A 17,459-nucleotide genomic window follows, 5' to 3' on the forward strand; every position below is an offset into this window, starting at 1 on the left:
TCCTTTCGTCTCAGAAGGGGTCGTCATCGTCGTTGTCCACGCCGGGATCGGGCGGCAACTCGGTGTCGGTATCCAGGTCGGGCGCGTCCGGCTGCGTTGGCAGGCGCACGTCGATGATCTTGGCGCCGGGAAAGCGCGACAGGATCGCGGCCACGGTGGGATCGGCCTTCGCATCGGTAAGGGCGACCTCGCGCTTGTTGGCCTCGATCTCGGCGAGCGTGGCACCGCCTTCGTCCTTCGAAAGCGACACCAGCCAGTGGCGCCCGGTCCAGGCCTTCAGCTTGGTGGTCAGGTCGTTGAGAAAAGTCCGTGGCGCGTCCGCGGTCAGGCTGACCTCGATATGGCCCGGCTCGATGCGGACCGGCCGAACCACGCGGCGGATCAGCACCTTGAAGGCCATCTCGCGATTGGTTTCGGCAAGCGCCGCCAGATCAGCGATCGACTTGACCGGCACCGCGTCGGCCACCGGCTCGGGTGCCGGCGTCGGCGCGACAAAAGCTGTGGGTGCAGGCGTCGTTTCCACCAGGCGCATGGCCTGGCCACCGCCATTGCTGACCGGCATGCGGGCTTGGGAAACGGCCGAAGCGCCAGGTCCACCATCGCCGCCGCCGGCAGGCATGCCGCCATTGCGTGGGCCGGATGCGGGTTGTGACGGCGCATCGCCCAGCGACTTCAACGCCTCGTCGAGCGTCGGCAGGTCGGCGGCGTGCGCCAGCCGGATCAGCACCATCTCTGCGGCGCTGACAGGCCGATTGGACGACTGCACTTCGGGGATACCCTTGAGCAGCATCTGCCACGCGCGGGACAGGACCCTGACCGACAAGCTCTGGGCGAACTCCCCGCCCCTCTTGCGCTCGTCTTCCGACAGCGAGGCGTCGTCGGCCGCCGAAGGCACGAAACGCAGGCGCGTGACGAGATGGGTGAATTCGGCGAGATCGTTGAGCACGGCGACCGGGTCGGCGCCGGTGTCATACTGGGCGCGCAGTTCGCCAAGGGCAGCGGCGATGTCGCCCTTCATGACGTTTTCGAACAGGTCGACGACACGGGCACGGTCGGCAAGGCCGAGCATGGCGCGCACCGCATCCGTCGTCACCTTGCCGCCGCCATGGGCGATGGCCTGATCGAGGATCGAAAGGGAATCGCGCGCCGAGCCTTCGGCTGCACGGGCAACCATGGCAAGCGCGTCATCCTCGACCGCAATGCCTTCCTGCTGGGCGATACTCCTGAGATGGCCGACCAGCTTGCCGGCATCGATGCGGCGCAGGTCGAAGCGCTGGCAGCGCGACAGCACCGTGATCGGAACTTTGCGGATTTCGGTGGTGGCGAAGATGAATTTCACATGCGGAGGTGGCTCTTCCAGCGTCTTCAGCAGGCCGTTAAAGGCCTGCGTCGAGAGCATGTGCACCTCATCGATGATGTAGACCTTGTAGCGCGCCGAAACGGGCGCATAGCGTACGCGCTCGATGATGTCCCTGATGTCGTCGATGCCGGTGTGGGAGGCCGCGTCCATTTCGATGACATCGACATGGCGGCCTTCCATGATCGACTGGCAATGCTCGCCGAGCACCGACAGGTCGACCGACGGCCGGTCGATGTCCGGGGTCTTGTAGTTGAGGGCACGGGCCAGAATGCGGGCGGTGGTGGTCTTGCCGACGCCGCGGACGCCGGTCAGCATCCAGGCCTGGGCGATGCGCCCGCTGGAAAAAGCGTTGGTCAGCGTCTGGACCATCGGCTCCTGGCCGACGAGGGCTGAGAAATCCGCAGGGCGGTACTTGCGCGCGAGAACGCGGTAAGCCTTGCTCTTATCGGTTTGTCCGGCTTCGCTCATCCGCCCCGTTCGCTCGCCCGTTCGTAGTGGCGCCCCTGCCTCGACCCCAAAGGAGCCGATTCCGCGAAACGAGTTTCGCCCGCACGGCGCAACGCCGTCAATGACGCGGAGAAGGGCGAAGAGGCGGGAGGCTGGAACAATGACCCGTTCCGGGCTCGTTAGGGCTGCTTCCTTCCGGACCTGACCCGGTTGGCGAGTGGATCGTCCACCACCAACCTCCCAATCCCCATATCGGCAATTGCCGCAGCAATTGCAAGAGCCAAGCAGGCACCGCCTGCAAACATGCCCCTCTATCGTCCCTACGGTAGCCCATCAGATTGATCGAAGCACGGCGGCCGAGAGCAATGATTCGCTTGCAGCGGCAGCAGGCAGGCTCTAGCCTCCGCATGAACAGGGAAAACGCCAATGATGTCGGGGCTCAAGGCCGGGTTTGCGCTGGATTCGCGTCTCGACACCGACAGCGAGCCCTTGATGTGGCTTGGCTTGTGCGAATTGCGCGTCATGAACGACCAGCGCTGGCCCTGGCTGATCCTGGTGCCGCAACGCTCCGGCATCGAGGAAATCCACGACCTGACCCCGCTCGACCAAGCCATGCTGACCTTCGAAAGCAACATGGTGGCCCATGCGCTGAAGCGCGTAACCGGCTGCGCCAAGATCAACAGCGGTGCACTCGGCAATGTCGTGCGGCAGCTGCATTTCCATGTCGTCGCCCGCTCCGAGGGCGACCCCGGCTGGCCCGGCCCGGTCTGGGGCCATGGCGTGCGCGAGCCTTATCGCCGCGACGACCTCCACCGGTTTGCCGAGAACATCAAGGCCGCCCTATAAGGGCATCCCCCGACCCAGCGCCTGAGTCCACGCAATGCATTTCAGCCTGTCCAACGCGCCCGAGCGCGAAGCCAGCCAGTTCCTCGGTTTTGCCGGCAACGTCATCGACCGCCAGTCGGAAAAGCGCAGCGACGATTCCGCCCGGCTGGCGTTGGCCGAGCCCGGCGCGCGGTTGCTGCTGATCGGCGCGGGACGGTTGGTGCTCGATTTCAGCACCGGCGCGGCCAGCCCATATTTCACGGTCACCGCAGCCCAGACCATCGGCATCCAACCCGACGCCGCGATCCTGCTCGGCCGGGTCGACGATGTCGCCATGCTCGCGGTGCCTGTCGCCGTCGAGCCGGAAACCCTGCCCGAGCACCTCAAGGCGGTCGATTTCCGCTCGATCCTGACGCAAGGCCTGATCGACGGCGCCGGCCTCGGTGCCATGGCGCAAGGTGCCGCCCTGCTCGCCTGGCATGCAACCCACCGTTTCTGCGGCCGCTGCGGCGGGCCGACCGAGATGCGCGCCGGCGGCTACAAGCGGCGGTGCACTTCCTGCGACGCCGAGCACTTCCCGCGCACCGACCCGGTGGCCATCATGCTGACCGTGTCGGGCGACCGGTGCCTGATGGGGCGGGGCCGGCATTTCGCGCCCGGGGTCTACTCGGCGCTCGCCGGCTTCATCGAGCCGGGCGAAACGATCGAGGCGGCGGTGCGGCGCGAAACGCTGGAGGAATCCGGCATCAGGCTCGGCCGCGTCGTCTACCACTCGAGCCAGCCCTGGCCGTTCCCCTACTCGCTGATGATCGGCTGCTATGGCGAAGCGCTGAACGAGGACATCGTGCCTGATACCGCCGAGCTCGAGGATTGCCGCTGGTTTTCCCGTGCCGAGGTGCTGCAGATGCTCGACGGCACGCACCCCGGAGAACTCCGGGTGCCGCCGCCCCACGCCATCGCCCACCAGCTGATCCACGCTTGGGCGAAAACGCTCAACAAAATGCCTGACTAAAGTCCGATAATTCTTGCCTGCCCGCACATGCCTGACTATAGTCAGGCAATGGACAAGGCTCTGCAAGTCACCCGGATTCGCAGCTTCAACCGCACGGTGACCCGCCGTATTGGCGTGCTGGAAGACAGCTATCTCAGCCGTGGGCGCCCGCTCGGCGAGGCACGGGTCATTTTCGAAATCGGGCTGGAAGGCGCGGGGCTCGGCGTGCTCCGCTCGCGGCTTGGGCTGGATTCGGGCTATCTCAGCCGGATGTTGCGTTCGCTCGAGGCACAGGGCCTCGTCGCCGTCGGCAAACACGCCGGCGACGCCCGCAGCCGCCGCGCGACGCTGACCCAAAAGGGCCGCGACGAGCACGCAGCCTATGACGCCTTGTCGGACGAATTGGCGAATTCCATTCTCGATCCGCTTTCGGTGTCGCGGCGAGATCGCCTCGTTGCCGCGATGGCAGAGGTCGAGCGCCTGCTTATGGCAGCGTCGATCACGATCGGCGAGGAGGCTCCCAATTCTGCGGAAGCGCGGCAATGCCTGGCGCAGTATTTCGACGAACTCGCAGAGCGTTTCGAAAAGGGGTTCGACCCGGCCAGGGGAAACACAACCACAGAGGAAGAGTTCATCCCTCCCCGTGGCAGTTTCGTGATCGCACGGCTTGACGGACGCCCCGTAGGCTGCGCGGCACTGCGCATGATCGATGCCACGACCGCGGAGATCAAGCGGATGTGGGTCGCGCCTTCCGCACGCGGGCTTGGCATTGCCAGCCGCCTGCTGCTCAAGCTGGAAGCGATCGCGGCAGGTCTTGGCGCGAAAACGGTGTGCCTCGACACCAACCGGGCGCTCAAGGAGGCGCAGACTCTCTACCGCCGTGAGGGCTACGAGGAAATTGCGCGCTTCAACGACAATCCCTATGCCGACCACTGGTTCGAGAAACGCCTGTAGAGCACTTCGCCGGCAGCATCTGGCGACACGCGCCTAAAACTCCGGCACGGCCTTCACCCAGCGAAACTGGTTGGCAAGCATGACCTGACCATCCCCACGAATATAGGGCCTGATTGCGTCGGCAAGCGCGTCGCGAACCTTATGGGCGCCTGAATGGCGCTCGGCTCGGGTGACCATCCCGGCCGAGGCAAAGGCACGCAATGCCGTGCCGGAATCGGGAAAGGCGATGGTCTCGTCAAGCACGCCAGAACCGATCGGTGTCAGCCCTGCCATGCGCAGAAGGCCCTCGATCACGCCAGGCTCGGCGAGTGGAAGGGGCGGCACAGGTGATGGCGGCAGCAATGGACCGAGCGCCCGTATCGCCGCCAATTGCAGCTGGCATCTATCCCGCTGCCCCCAGACCAGCATGAAAACGCTGCCACCGCTGTCACAGACGCGAGCGGCCTCGCCCAGCGCACGAATCATGTCGCCCGCGAATTGGAACGAATTGATGCCGGTCACGATATCGAAGGCACCGTCAGCGAAGGGCAGTTCCTCCATCTCGCCGGCTTCTATCTGGGCGTCCGGCAGGCGCTCCCGCGCAATGGCGACGAAGGCCTCCGAGGCGTCGATGCCTGAAACCTCCGCCCCACGATCGCGAGCGATCACGAGTGCCCCGCCGGTGCCGCAGCCGATGTCGAGCAGTCGCCTGCCCTGCCCGACGCCGGCCAGAGCCATGGCGGCCCCAAACACCGGCAGCCAGGCGGGTTCCTGGGCCTCCGCCCAGTCTCGCGCCTTGGCGCCCCACAATTCACCCTGGATTGCTGCCGTGCCCATGACGACGTCCTAGCGTGGACGATGCTGCGCCAGGTGCGGCGAACTCACAATTCAATCTGCGGTGAGCAGGCTGCGGCTCAGTCGCCGTTGGCCTGCGTGCCGCGGAACTCATTGGCTTCGTAGACGCCGAGGATGCGCACCTCGCGAGTGAAGAAACGCAGCTCCTCCAAGGCAAGCGCCACGAGACGGTCGTCGGGGTGACCCTCGATATCGGAATAGAATTGGGTGGCGGTGAACTCGCCGCCGAGCTGGTAGCTTTCCAGCTTGGTCATGTTGACGCCATTGGTGGCGAAGCCGCCCATGGCCTTGTAGAGGGCGGCCGGCACGTTGCGGACGCGGAAGACGAAGGTCGTCATCATCTTCGTCTCGGGATTGGTGCGCTCGGCCCAGCTCTTGCCCTTGGACAGGACGACGAAACGGGTGATGTTGTTTTCAGTGTCCTCGACGTTCTCCTCGAGGATGTCGAGGCCGTAGAGCGACGAGGCCAGACGCGGCGCAAGTGCTGCCATCGTGCGGTCCTTGACCTCGGCGACGAGCTTGGCCGCACCGGCGGTATCGCCGGCAACGACCGGCTTCCAGTTGTTCTTGCGGATGTATTTGCGGCACTGTCCGAGTGCGTGGATGTGGCTGTGCACGGTCTTGATCTCGGAGCGCTTGACGCCCGGCAGCACCATCAGCTGAAAATGGATCGGCAGGAAATATTCGCCGACGATGTGCAGCTTGGATTCAGGCAAAAGGTGATGGATGTCGGCGACGCGGCCGGCGATCGTGTTTTCGATCGGGATCATGGCGAGATCCGCCTTGCCGGTCTCGACCGCATTGAATGCGTCCTCGAAGGTCGGGCACGGCAACGGTTCCATGGTCGGATAGACGTTGCGGCAGGCGGTGTCGGAATTGGCGCCCGGCTCGCCCTGGAAGGCAATCTTGTTGGTACTGGTCGGCATGGTTGGCCTGTCTTGTCTATCTGGAGAGGATTTCGCGGGCACGTTCGAGGTCTTCGGGCGTATCTACGCCGAGCGGTACCGACGAGACGATCTCGGCGTCGATGCGCATGCCGGCTTCGAGCGCGCGCAACTGCTCGAGGCGCTCGCGCTTTTCGAGCGGTGACGGCCCAAGCCGGACGAACCGTTCGAGTGCCGCGCGGCGATACGCATAGAGCCCGATGTGGTGGTAGAGCGGCCCCTCGCCCCAGGGGGCAGTCGCGCGCGTAAAATAGAGCGCCTTCAGACGCTGCACCGAAAGGGCGGAGCCGACGATCTTGACGACGTTGGGGTTGGTCTTTTCTTCCTCTCGGACGATCTCGACGCCGAGCGTGGCAATGTCGACGGCTGCTTCAGCCAATGGCCGGAAGGCAGCCCGGATCAGTTCCGGGTCGATGGTCGGCAAGTCGCCCTGGACGTTGACCACCGTGTCGACCTCGCCCTTGGGATCGAGCCTGGTCAGCGCCTCGAAGATGCGGTCCGAACCCGACTCATGGTCGGCGCGTGTCATCACCGCCTCGAAGCCATGCGCCCTCACCGTTTCCGCGACGACGTCGGTATCGGTGGCCACCACGACACGGCCCAGGCCGCTTTCCGAAGCGCGGGCGGCGACATGGACGATCATCGGGCGGCCGGCGATGTCGGCGAGCGGCTTGCCCGGAAGGCGCGTCGAGGCCATGCGGGCGGGGATCAGGACGAGAGTGGACATGGCTTGGCTGCGGCTGTCTCGAAATGGCGTGGAAAAGTGTCAAAAGGTCTCACTGGAAGCGCCCTTATAGGTGTTGCAACCGGCAAGCAAAAGACCTAGTTTCCGCGCGATTTCACCCGGCCGGCCGGGCGATAGACGATACCGACAAACGGCAACGGTCGCAGAGGATGGCGATCGGCCGGATAAGGGAGCCAGGGGCGTATGGACTCATTCGAAATCAACAAGGTGCTCGGCGGCCTGCTGGGCACTGCCTTTGTGGTGTTCTCCATCTCGCTGGTCTCGGACGCGATCTTCGCTGCGCCGGTTCCCGAGAAGCCGGGCTTTGCCATCGAGGCTGCCGAAGAAGGTGGCGCAGCAGCAGGTGGTGGCGAAGCCGCTCCAGCCGCAGTACCGGTCGCCCAGCTGCTGGCCAGCGCCAATGCAGAAGCGGGTGCTGCCGTGTTCAAGAAGTGCACAGCCTGCCACTCCATCGAAAAGGGTGGCCCCAACAAGGTCGGACCGGATCTCTGGGCCGTGGTCAACCGTCCGATCGCCTCGCATGAAGGCTTCTCCTATTCGGGCGCGATGAAGGAATTTTCGCAGGGCGGTTCGGTCGTCTGGGACTTCGAGCACCTGAACCACTTCCTGGCTTCGCCGAAGGGCTACATCAAGGGCACGGCGATGGGCTTTGCCGGCATCAAGAAGGATGACGAGCGCGCCAACCTGCTGGCCTATCTGAACTCGCAGTCGGACAGCCCGGCACCGCTGCCCGCGGCAGACGCGGCTCCTGCCGCTGAGCCGACAGCAGCGCCGGCTGGCGAGGCTCCGGCAGCTCCCGCTGGAGGCGCCGCACCGGCTGCTCCCGCAGAGGGCGCTGCCCCGGCAGCACCGGCAGAGGGTGCAGCTCCGGCTCCGGCCGCGCACTAACCGATTTATAATCTTCGCATCTTGAAAAAGCCGGGTTTGACCCGGCTTTTTTGTTGCCCGCCGCAAACATGCGACGACAATCGTCCAACGTGCGGTTTCCATGCGTCGGGAAACAATTAGAGTGGCGCGAAGCACCGGGCGAAGGGGAATTTCATGAAGGCTTGCCTGACCAGGATATTTGCAACCGCCGGCCTCGCCGCTGTTCTGGCGTCGGGCATGCTGCTGCCGGCGAGCGCCCAGGAGTGGCAAACCAGTTCCTCGCTGACCGGTCCCTCGAAATATGGACAGGACTTCAAGCGTTACGACTACGTTAATCCGGACGCGCCCAAGGGCGGCACGCTGAATTCGACCGTCGGCGGCACCTTCGACAGCTTCAACCCATATATAGTCAAAGGCGCATCGGCCGCTGGCTTCACTTATTTCGGTGGCGGTTTGCTCTATGAAACGCTGATGGAGCAATCGCTCGACGAGCCCAGCACCAGCCATCCACTGGTCGCCGATGCCTACAAATACCCTGCCGATTATTCCTCTGCGACCTACCGCATCGACGCGCGCGCCAAGTGGCACGACGGCAAGCCGATCACGACCGACGATGTCGTCTGGTCGTTCAATGTGCTGAAGGCCAACAGCCCGCAATACGGCCAGTATTATGCCAATGTGAAGGAAGCCGTGGCGGTCTCGGATCGCGAGGTCGAGTTCCGCTTCGACCAGAAGGGTAATCGCGAGCTTCCCAAAATCATCGGCGATCTGGTGGTCCTGCCCAAGCACTGGTGGGAAGCCAACGACGCTTCGGGCAAGAAGCGCGACGTGACCCGGCCAACGCTCGAAATCCCGCTCGGCTCGGGCCCCTACAAGGTCGATAGCTTCAAGCCGGGCACCGAGATCGTCTGGACACGCGTGCCCGACCATTGGGCGGCCAACGTCGGGGTCAATGTCGGGCGCAACAATTTCGACAAGCGCCGCTACACCTATTTCCTCGACGACAATGCCGATTGGCAGGCCTTCACCAAGGGCGGGTTCGAGGACGTCAAGCCCGAGAACAGCTCGCGCCGCTGGTCGACGCAGTACAATTTCCCGGCGTTCAAGGCCGGCGACGTCATCAAGCAGGAATTCAAGACCTCGTCGGGCGAACCGTTCCAAGGCTACGCGCTCAACCTGCGTCGGCCGCAGTTCCAGGACCGTCGCGTCAGGCAGGCGCTGACGCTGGCATACAATTTCGAATACATGAACCGCACGCTGTTCTTCGGGCTCAACACCCGCACCAACAGCTACTTCCAGGGCCAGGATCTCGCCTCGAGCGGCCTGCCGACCGGCAAGGAGCTGGAGCTTCTCACGCCTTTCAAGGACAAGCTGCCACCCGAACTCTTCACGGAGGAATTCAAGCTGCCCGTCTACGACACGCCCCAGGCGGAACGGCAGTATCTGCGCCAGGCGATATCGCTGTTCGCCGAGGCCGGCTGGCGCGCCAGCGGCGGCAAGCTGATGAACGAAAAGACCGGCGAGCAGTTCAAGATCGAGTTCCTCGGCAAGGACGCCACCGACGAGGTCATCGCCAGCCCCTTCATCGACAGTCTGCGTCGGCTTGGCATCGACGCGACGCTGCGCATGGTCGACACCAGCCAGTACATCAACCGGATCAATGAATTCGACTTCGACGCGACAACGACGACACTCAACCAGTCGTCCTCGCCGGGCAATGAGCAGCGCGACTTCTGGAGTTCGAAGGCCGCCGCCAAGCCCGGTTCGCGCAACATCATGGGCATCGGCGACCCCATCGTCGATGCGCTGGTCGAACGCGTCATCTTCGCCACCGATCGCGACGACCTGTTGGCCGCCACCCACGCGCTCGACCGCGTGCTGTTGTGGAACTACTACGTCGTGCCGCAATACCACCGGTCGGTGTTGTGGCTTGCCTACTGGAACAAGTTCGGCATCCCTGAAAAGCAGCCGAGCTTCATCGGCGCCGACATCGATTCCTGGTGGATCGACAAGGACAAGGAGGCGGCACTTGCCGCCAAGTACAAGGGAGCCAATTGAGACCGCGCCCGACCCGTCGCGATTTCCTGGCGCTTGGTGCTGCAGTTGCCGCAGCACCGCTGATGCCGGGACGCGTGTTCGCGGCGAGCCCCACCGGTGTGGGGCTGCACGGCCTGTCGGCCTTCGGCGATCTCAAATATGGCCCGGACTTCACGCATCTCGACTTCGTCAATGCCGACGCCCCCAAGGGCGGTACGTTCAACTTTTCGCCGTCCTACTGGGTCTTCAACCAGAACCCGCAGACCTTCAACACGCTGAATACCTTCGTCGCCAGGGGCGATTCCCCGCCACGCATGGAGCTGTGCTACGATTCGCTGATGACGCGGGCGATCGACGAGCCCGACGCCATCTACGGCCTGCTGGCGCAGTCGGTGACCATTTCCGACGACCGCAACAGTTTCGATTTCGCGCTGAGGCCCGAAGCGCGCTTCAACGACGGCACGCCGTTCACGGCGCAAGACGCGGCCTACGCCTTCGATCTTTTCAAGAAGAATGGCCATCCGAACCTGCTTTTGCCGCTCAGCCATCTCAAGGAGGCGAAGGCGCTCGACGCGCACACGCTGCGGCTCAGCTTCGACGGCCAGCAGTCGGACCGTACCGTCCTCGACATCGCGACATACCCGATCCCGGCCAAGGCTTTCTTCGAGGCCAATCCGTTCGACGGCTCCCAGCTCAAGGCGCCGCTGGGCTCCGGCCCCTACAAGGTCGGCCGCGTCTCGCCTGGGCAGACCATCGAGTTCGAGCGGGTAGCCGACTATTGGGGACGCGACCTGCCGATCAATCGCGGCCTCTACAATTTCGACCGCATCCGCATCGAGTTCTACCAGGACCGGCAGGCCGCCTTCGAGGCCTTCAAGAAGGGCGCCATCCTCTATCGGCAGGAATACGTCTCCCGCGTCTGGGCAACCGGCTACGACTTTCCAGCACTGAAGGCCGGCAAGGTGGTCAAGCGCGAATTCCCTAGCGAAAAGCGCCCAGCGATGCAGGCACTGGCGCTCAACCAGCGGCGCGAGCGCTTTCGCGACGCGCGCGTGCGGCAGGCGATTGCGCTGTGCTTCGACTTCGAATGGACCAACCGCAACCTGTTCTACGGCGCCTATGAGCGTTCGCAGTCGACCTTCGAGAAATCGGCTTACCGTGCCGAGGGCTTGCCCACGCCCGAGGAACTGGCATTGCTCGAACCGTTCCGGGGCCGCATCCCCGACGAGGCCTTCGGCGAGGCAGTGCTGCAGCCGCCGTCGGACGGCTCGGGCCGAGACCGCAAGCTGCTCGGCAAGGCTTCGAAACTGCTCGCCGACGCCGGCTGGACCCGCAAGGACGGCAGTCTGCGCAACGCCAAAGGCGAGCAGCTGACGCTCGAAATCCTCGTCGACGACGACTCCCTGGTCCGCGTCTTTTCACCCTGGGTCGAGAACATGAAGGCGATCGGCATCGCGGCATCGCTGCGCATGGTCGATTCGACCCAGCACCAGGCGCGGCAGACAACATTCGACTATGACGCCATTTCGGCCGCGGCCTCTTTTTCGGCGACCCCCAGCCGCGACGAGATCGACGGGCTGTTCCATTCGCGCTCGGCCGCCCTGCAGGGCTCGACCAACCTGCCCGGCACCGCCGACCCCGCCATCGACGCCTTGATCGACGCCGTGGGTGCGGCCAAGGATCGCGAAGCGCTGACAGTCGCCATGCGGGCTCTGGACCGGGTCTTGCGCGCCCGGCAAGACTGGATTCCAAATTGGTTTTCGGCGAATCACCGCGCCGCATTCTGGGACATGTTCGGCTTCAAAGAGCCGAAACCGGATTTCGGCTTCCCCATCGAGGCGATGTGGTGGTTCGACAAGGACAAGGCTGCACGTATTGGCAAGACCTGAGATTTTTTCGCTTGAAGCTCCGTTCCGCCTGAGGAGCCTCGCCTGATGGGCGCCTACGTCTTACGCCGTATCCTTTTGATGATTCCGACCCTGTTCGGCATCATGGCGATCTCGTTCGCCGTCATCCAGTTCGCGCCGGGCGGCCCGGTCGAGCAGGTCATCGCCAAGCTGACCGGCCAAGGCGGCGACGCCAGTGACCGGCTTTCGGGCGGCGGAGGCGATGTCGGCGGCAACAACTTCGACCCGGCCGGCGGCGAAGGCTCGTCCAAATACCGCGGCGCGCAAGGTCTGGACCCCGAGTTTATCGCCAAGCTGGAGAAGCAGTTCGGCTTCGACAAACCGCCGCTCGAACGCTTCGGCATGATGCTGTGGAATTATGCCCGCTTCGACTTCGGCGACAGCTATTTCCGCGACGTCTCGGTGCTCGATCTTATCCTCGAGAAGATGCCGGTGTCGATCTCGCTCGGCATCTGGATCACGCTGCTCTCCTACCTGATCTCGATTCCGCTCGGCATACGCAAGGCGGTCAAGGACGGCTCGTCCTTCGACATCTGGACCAGCGGCGTCATTATCGTCGGCTATGCCATCCCGGCCTTTCTGTTCGCCATCCTTCTGATGGTGCTGTTCGCCGGCGGCTCGTTCTTCGACTGGTTCCCGCTGCGCGGCCTGACCTCGGAGAATTTCGACCAGCTGTCGCTCGGCGGCAAGGTGCTCGACTACCTCTGGCACCTCGCATTGCCGCTGACCGCACTGGTGCTGTCGGCCTTCGCCACCACGACGCTTTTGACCAAGAACTCGTTCCTCGACGAAATCCGCAAGCAGTATGTCGTCACCGCCCGCGCCAAGGGGCTGTCGCAGCGCCAGGTGCTTTACGGCCACGTCTTCCGCAACGCCATGCTGATCGTCATCGCCGGCTTCCCCGGCGCCTTCATCTCGGCCTTCTTCACCGGCTCGCTCTTGATCGAGAATATCTTCTCGCTCGACGGGCTCGGCCTGCTCGGCTTCCGCTCGGTGCTCGACCGCGACTATCCCGTGGTCTTCGCCAACCTCTACATCTTCTCGCTGATGGGGCTGTTCGTCAGCCTGATCTCCGACCTGACCTACACATGGATCGATCCGCGCATCGACTTCGAGCGGAGGGACGTCTGATGTCGGCGGTGGATACGGTTGCCGCACCGGTCAAGCGGCCCTGGCTCTCGCCGATCAACAAGCGACGCTGGCAGAGCTTCAAGGCCAACCGCCGTGGCTACTGGTCTCTGTGGCTGTTCCTCATCCTGTTCGTGCTCACGCTGTTCTCCGAGTTGATCGCCAACGACAGGCCGCTCCTGATTCGCTTCAAGGGCGAGTTCTTCTCGCCGATCGTCAGCGATTATGGCGAAGAGACGTTCCTTGGCGACGAGGGATTCCTGCCTGTCACCGACTACCGCATGTCGGTGGTGCAGGAGGCGATATCAGCCAATGGCTGGATGATCTGGCCGCCGGTCCGCTATTCCTACCGCACGACCAACAACGAAATTCCCGAGGCAGCTCCCGCCAAGCCGTCCTGGATGTACCCCAAGGACGTTCGCTGCCAGCGCTATCCGCTGGGGGTGGACGACCCCAACTGCACCATCGGCAACTGGAACTGGCTCGGCACCGACGACCAGGCGCGCGACGTGCTCGCCCGCGTCATCTACGGCTTCCGCATCTCGGTGCTGTTCGGCCTGATCCTGACCGCCGGCTCGGCGCTGATCGGCGTCTCGGCGGGCGCCATGCAGGGCTATTTCGGCGGCTGGACCGACTTGCTGTTCCAACGCTTCATCGAAATCTGGTCGGCGATCCCGGTGCTCTATTTGCTGCTGATCGTCGCCGCCATCCTGCCGCCCGGCTTCTTCATCCTGCTCGGGCTGATGCTGGTGTTCTCATGGGTGGCGCTGGTCGGCGTGGTACGGGCCGAGTTCCTGCGCGCCCGCAACTTCGAATACGTCAATGCAGCACGCGCACTCGGCGTACCCAACCGGACGATCATCTTCCGCCACCTTTTGCCCAACGCCATGGTGGCGACGCTGACCTTCCTGCCCTTCATCCTCAACGGCTCGATCTCGACGCTGACCTCGCTCGACTTCCTCGGCTTCGGCCTGCCGCCGGGCTCGGCGTCGCTCGGCGAATTGCTCAAGCAGGGCCAGCGCAACCTCAACGCGCCATGGCTCGGCCTCTCCGGATTCGTCGTGATCTCGCTGATGCTGTCGCTACTGATCTTCATCGGCGAGGCAACCCGCGACGCCTTCGACCCAAGGAAGACGTTCAAGTGAGCTGGGACCTATGGTATAATTTCTTGTGTTTTCTACCATGGAGATCAACATGGGCATGAACATCAAGAGTGAGAAGGCGCAAAAGCTCGCGAGACGGTTGGCCGATGCGACAGGGCAAAGCATGACGGCAGCCATCGAACAGGCGTTGGAAGCCGAAATCAAAAGGCTCGAAACCAATGACGACCTTGCAATTCGCAAAGCGCGGATCAAGGAAATCTTGAGGCGCTCGGGGCCAACACCCCCAGGCGCCACAAGCGATCATTCCGACCTTTATGACGATGACGGTTTGCCGGCATGATCGTTGATGCGTCGGCAATTCTCGCAATCCTACTGGAAGAGTCCGATGGCGACGCGATGGAAGACAAGCTCCTTTCGCCTCGTCAGCGCCACGCGATGTCCCCAGTCAACTACCTTGAAGCCGCTGTCAAAGCAGACGGCCTAAAGGACACCAGGAAAGGTGCTGAACTCAACAATTTGTTGGCAGACTTCGGCATCGAGATCGTCGTGGTGACACCGGAACAGGCATTGCTCGCCCGCGAAGCCTATAAACAATTCGGCAAGGGCAATCACCCGGCCAAGCTCAACCTCGGCGACTGCTTTGCCTATGCGCTTGCCAAGGCGCGCCGCGAGCCGCTTCTTTTCAAAGGCGACGATTTCCGCATGACCGACATCGAGGCCGCCATTTGACCTCTCCTCTCCTTTCCGTCCAGGACCTGTCCGTCGCCTTCAGCCAGGGCGGCATGACGACGACCGCCGTGGACCACATCTCCTTCGACATCGCCAAGGGCGAGACGGTGGCGCTAGTCGGCGAATCCGGCTCGGGCAAGTCGGTGTCGGCACTTTCGGTGCTGAAGCTCCTGCCCTACCCGCCGGCAAGCCACCCCTCGGGACGCATGATGTTCGGCGGCCAGGACCTGCTTGCGCTCGACGAAAACGCCTTGCGCAAGGTCCGCGGCAACAAGATCACCATGATCTTCCAGGAGCCCATGACCTCGCTCAACCCGCTGCATACGATCGAGCGGCAGATCGTCGAGGTGCTGTCGCTACATCAGGGCATGGGCGACAAGCAGGCGCGGGCCCGCACGCTCGAGTTGCTCGAAGAGGTCGGCATCCGCGAACCCAGCAAGCGGCTCGACGCCTATCCGCACCAGCTCTCGGGCGGCCAGCGCCAGCGCGTGATGATCGCCATGGCGCTCGCCAACGAGCCCGAGCTCCTGATCGCCGACGAGCCGACGACCGCGCTGGACGTGACGGTCCAGGCGCAGATCCTGGAGCTGCTCGCCAAGCTCAAGGCCCGCAAGGGCATGTCGATGCTGTTCATCACCCACGACCTCGGCATCGTCCGGCGCATCGCCGACCGGGTCTGCGTCATGACCAAGGGCCAGATCGTCGAGACCGGGCCGACCAAGGAAATCTTCGCCAACCCGCAGCACAGCTACACCCGCCACCTGCTGGCCGCCGAGCCAAAGGGCAAGCCGCCGGCGGCCGACGCGTCAGCCAAGACGGTGATGTCGGGCTCCGACGTGAAGGTCTGGTTTCCTATCAAGCAGGGCTTCTTCCGCAAGACGGTCGACCATGTGAAGGCGGTCGACGGCATCGATGTTGCCGTCCGCGCCGGCCAAACCGTCGGCGTGGTCGGCGAATCGGGCTCCGGCAAGACGACGCTGGGACTGGCGCTGACCCGCATGATCTCGTCGCAAGGCAGGATCGACTTCGACGGCCGCGAGATCGACAAATTCAGCTTCAACGCGATGCGGCCACTAAGACGCGAGATGCAGATCGTGTTCCAGGACCCGTTCGGCTCGCTCAGCCCGCGCATGTCGGTGGCCGACATCATCGAGGAGGGACTGAAGATCCACGAGCCCGGTCTCAAGGTGGCCGAACGTGACCACAAGGTCGTCGACGTGCTGCGCGAGGTCGGCCTCGACCCCGAGACCCGCTTCCGCTATCCGCACGAATTCTCGGGCGGCCAGCGCCAGCGCATCGCCATTGCCCGCGCCATGGTGCTCAAGCCACGCTTCGTCATGCTCGACGAGCCGACTTCGGCGCTCGACATGAGCGTGCAGGCCCAGGTGGTCGATCTCTTGCGCAGCCTGCAGGCCAAGCACGACCTCGCCTACCTTTTCATCAGCCACGACCTCAAGGTCGTGCGCGCGCTTGCCAATGACGTCATCGTGATGCGCAACGGCAAGGTGGTCGAGGCGGGGCCGTCCGAGCAGATTTTCGAGCGTCCGCAAACGGATTACACTCGAGCGCTGATATCGGCGGCGTTCAAGATCGAGACCGCGCCTACTGGCGTCGTCAGCGAATAGCATCAAGGGCATAGCATGGCAGGCAAGGGCAAGGTTCTTCTTTCGATCACCGGATTCAGCCCGCAGCGCTGGTATGAATTGCTGTCGGCGGAGCGCGAGGTGGTGCTCGAACCGGATGGCCCCGCCGATCCCTCGATCGAATACGCCGTGGTTTGGAAGCAGAAGCCCGGCCTGCTCGCCAAGTTGCCGAACCTGAAGGTCATCTTCTCCATCGGCGCCGGCGTCGATCATCTGTTTGCCGATCCCAACCTGCCTGAAGCCCCGATCATCCGCGTCGTGGATGAAAACCTGACCCAGCACATGGTCGAATACGTGTTGTGGCGGGTGTTCGACCATCATCGCCAGGGCCAGCTCTACCGGATACAGCAGACGAAGAAGGCCTGGCACGAGCCGCAGCAGCGGCCTGCCTCCGACATCTCGGTCGGCATCATGGGCCTGGGCAATCTCGGCCGTGCGGCGGCCGAAGCGCTCAAGGGCGTCGACTTCCACGTCAATGGCTGGAGCCGCCGCCCACAGGAAGCAGCAGGCGTGACCACCTATTGCGGCGATGCCGGCCTCGTGCCGTTCCTCAACGCGACCGACATCCTTGTGGTGCTGCTGCCACTGACGGAGGCGACCAAGGGCATCATCAGCTACGGCCTGCTCAAGGAACTGCGCCGGCGCAACGGCCTCGGCGGGGCGGTGCTGATCAATGCCGGGCGCGGCAAGCTGCAGCGCGATGCCGACATCCTGCGCGCGCTCGACGACGGCACGCTGAAGGAAGCCAGCCTCGACGTCTTCGAGGTCGAACCGCTGCCCAAGACCAGCCCGATGTGGAACCACCCGAAGGTGTTCGTGACGCCACATGCGGCCGCGACGTCCGACCCGACGCATTTGGTGCCGCCGATGCTCGAGCAGATGGACGCTTTCGAGCGTGGCGGGCCGCTTGAGAATGTCGTCGACCGCGCGGCAGGGTATTAGAGC

16 protein-coding genes and 1 other RNA gene are annotated in these 17,459 nt (G+C 63.9%); 12 read left to right on the forward strand and 5 right to left on the reverse strand.

What is annotated here, in order from left to right; all coding sequences use genetic code 11:
• Positions 1-10 precede the first annotated feature (10 nt).
• Both CO731_RS26210 and ffs read right to left on the reverse strand, forming a co-directional pair.
• Complete coding sequence (locus tag CO731_RS26210; protein WP_108609507.1) at positions 11-1,828, reverse strand: DNA polymerase III subunit gamma/tau; 1,818 nt, start codon at positions 1,826-1,828, stop codon at positions 11-13.
• A gap of 123 nt (positions 1,829-1,951) precedes the next feature.
• An RNA gene (gene ffs / locus CO731_RS26215) (signal recognition particle sRNA small type) lies at positions 1,952-2,048 on the reverse strand.
• A gap of 251 nt (positions 2,049-2,299) precedes the next feature.
• Here ffs and CO731_RS26220 point away from each other — a divergent pair.
• The 3 genes from CO731_RS26220 to CO731_RS26230 are packed head-to-tail and all read left to right on the forward strand — an operon-like array spanning position 2,300 to position 4,577.
• Positions 2,300-2,653 carry an HIT family protein gene (locus tag CO731_RS26220; protein ID WP_245439956.1) on the forward strand — a complete coding sequence of 118 codons (354 nt, stop codon included), beginning with the start codon at positions 2,300-2,302 and terminating at the stop codon, positions 2,651-2,653.
• 34 nt (positions 2,654-2,687) lie between these two features.
• The gene (gene nudC, locus CO731_RS26225; protein WP_108609509.1) at positions 2,688-3,644 is read left to right on the forward strand and encodes an NAD(+) diphosphatase; all 957 of its coding nucleotides are present in this window, start codon (positions 2,688-2,690) and stop codon (positions 3,642-3,644) included.
• Between the two features lie 27 nt (positions 3,645-3,671).
• The gene (locus CO731_RS26230) at positions 3,672-4,577 is read left to right on the forward strand and encodes a helix-turn-helix domain-containing GNAT family N-acetyltransferase (protein ID WP_245439539.1); all 906 of its coding nucleotides are present in this window, start codon (positions 3,672-3,674) and stop codon (positions 4,575-4,577) included.
• Positions 4,578-4,610: 33 nt separating this feature from the next.
• On the opposite strand, the gene CO731_RS26235 is transcribed toward CO731_RS26230, so the two are convergent.
• The 3 genes from CO731_RS26235 to CO731_RS26245 all read right to left on the reverse strand — a co-directional run bounded on the left by CO731_RS26235 (position 4,611) and on the right by CO731_RS26245 (position 7,082).
• Positions 4,611-5,393 (reverse strand): class I SAM-dependent methyltransferase, encoded by a 783-nt coding sequence (locus CO731_RS26235; protein ID WP_108609511.1) that lies wholly within the window; start codon positions 5,391-5,393, stop codon positions 4,611-4,613.
• A gap of 77 nt (positions 5,394-5,470) precedes the next feature.
• Positions 5,471-6,337, reverse strand: coding sequence for a prephenate dehydratase (locus CO731_RS26240; protein ID WP_108609512.1), 867 nt, complete (start codon positions 6,335-6,337; stop codon positions 5,471-5,473).
• A 16-nt stretch (positions 6,338-6,353) separates the two neighbouring features.
• Entirely contained in the window at positions 6,354-7,082 is a 729-nt protein-coding gene (locus CO731_RS26245) for a 3-deoxy-manno-octulosonate cytidylyltransferase (protein ID WP_108609513.1), read from the reverse strand.
• A gap of 201 nt (positions 7,083-7,283) precedes the next feature.
• Here CO731_RS26245 and CO731_RS26250 point away from each other — a divergent pair, with 201 nt between their 5' ends.
• The 9 genes from CO731_RS26250 (at position 7,284) to CO731_RS26290 (ending at position 17,456) form a co-directional block, all read left to right on the forward strand.
• On the forward strand, positions 7,284-7,988 hold the full coding sequence (locus CO731_RS26250) for a cytochrome c family protein (RefSeq protein ID WP_108609514.1): 705 nt from the start codon (positions 7,284-7,286) through the stop codon (positions 7,986-7,988).
• Positions 7,989-8,141: 153 nt separating this feature from the next.
• On the forward strand, positions 8,142-10,025 hold the full coding sequence (locus tag CO731_RS26255) for an extracellular solute-binding protein (RefSeq protein WP_108609515.1): 1,884 nt from the start codon (positions 8,142-8,144) through the stop codon (positions 10,023-10,025).
• Entirely contained in the window at positions 10,022-11,893 is a 1,872-nt protein-coding gene (locus CO731_RS26260) for an extracellular solute-binding protein (protein WP_199914524.1), read from the forward strand. The genes CO731_RS26255 and CO731_RS26260 overlap by 4 nt, the downstream gene beginning before the upstream one ends.
• A 45-nt stretch (positions 11,894-11,938) precedes the next feature.
• Complete coding sequence (locus CO731_RS26265; protein WP_108609516.1) at positions 11,939-13,042, forward strand: microcin C ABC transporter permease YejB; 1,104 nt, start codon at positions 11,939-11,941, stop codon at positions 13,040-13,042.
• The gene (locus tag CO731_RS26270; RefSeq protein ID WP_108609517.1) at positions 13,042-14,184 is read left to right on the forward strand and encodes an ABC transporter permease; all 1,143 of its coding nucleotides are present in this window, start codon (positions 13,042-13,044) and stop codon (positions 14,182-14,184) included. The genes CO731_RS26265 and CO731_RS26270 overlap by 1 nt, the downstream gene beginning before the upstream one ends.
• 49 nt (positions 14,185-14,233) lie before the next feature.
• Positions 14,234-14,482, forward strand: a complete 249-nt coding sequence (locus CO731_RS26275; protein ID WP_159091736.1) for a type II toxin-antitoxin system VapB family antitoxin — start codon at positions 14,234-14,236, stop codon at positions 14,480-14,482.
• Positions 14,479-14,871, forward strand: a complete 393-nt coding sequence (locus CO731_RS26280; protein WP_108609519.1) for a type II toxin-antitoxin system VapC family toxin — start codon at positions 14,479-14,481, stop codon at positions 14,869-14,871. Before CO731_RS26275 ends, CO731_RS26280 begins: the two co-directional genes overlap by 4 nt.
• Positions 14,868-16,496 carry an ABC transporter ATP-binding protein gene (locus CO731_RS26285; RefSeq protein WP_108609520.1) on the forward strand — a complete coding sequence of 543 codons (1,629 nt, stop codon included), beginning with the start codon at positions 14,868-14,870 and terminating at the stop codon, positions 16,494-16,496. The genes CO731_RS26280 and CO731_RS26285 overlap by 4 nt, the downstream gene beginning before the upstream one ends.
• Before the next feature lie 15 nt (positions 16,497-16,511).
• Positions 16,512-17,456, forward strand: a complete 945-nt coding sequence (locus tag CO731_RS26290) for a glyoxylate/hydroxypyruvate reductase A (protein ID WP_108609521.1) — start codon at positions 16,512-16,514, stop codon at positions 17,454-17,456.
• Positions 17,457-17,459 lie beyond the last annotated feature (3 nt).

Origin of the sequence: Aminobacter sp. MSH1 (assembly GCF_003071665.1) — a bacterium.
In the GTDB taxonomy this organism is placed as follows: Bacteria; Pseudomonadota; Alphaproteobacteria; order Rhizobiales; family Rhizobiaceae; genus Aminobacter; species Aminobacter niigataensis.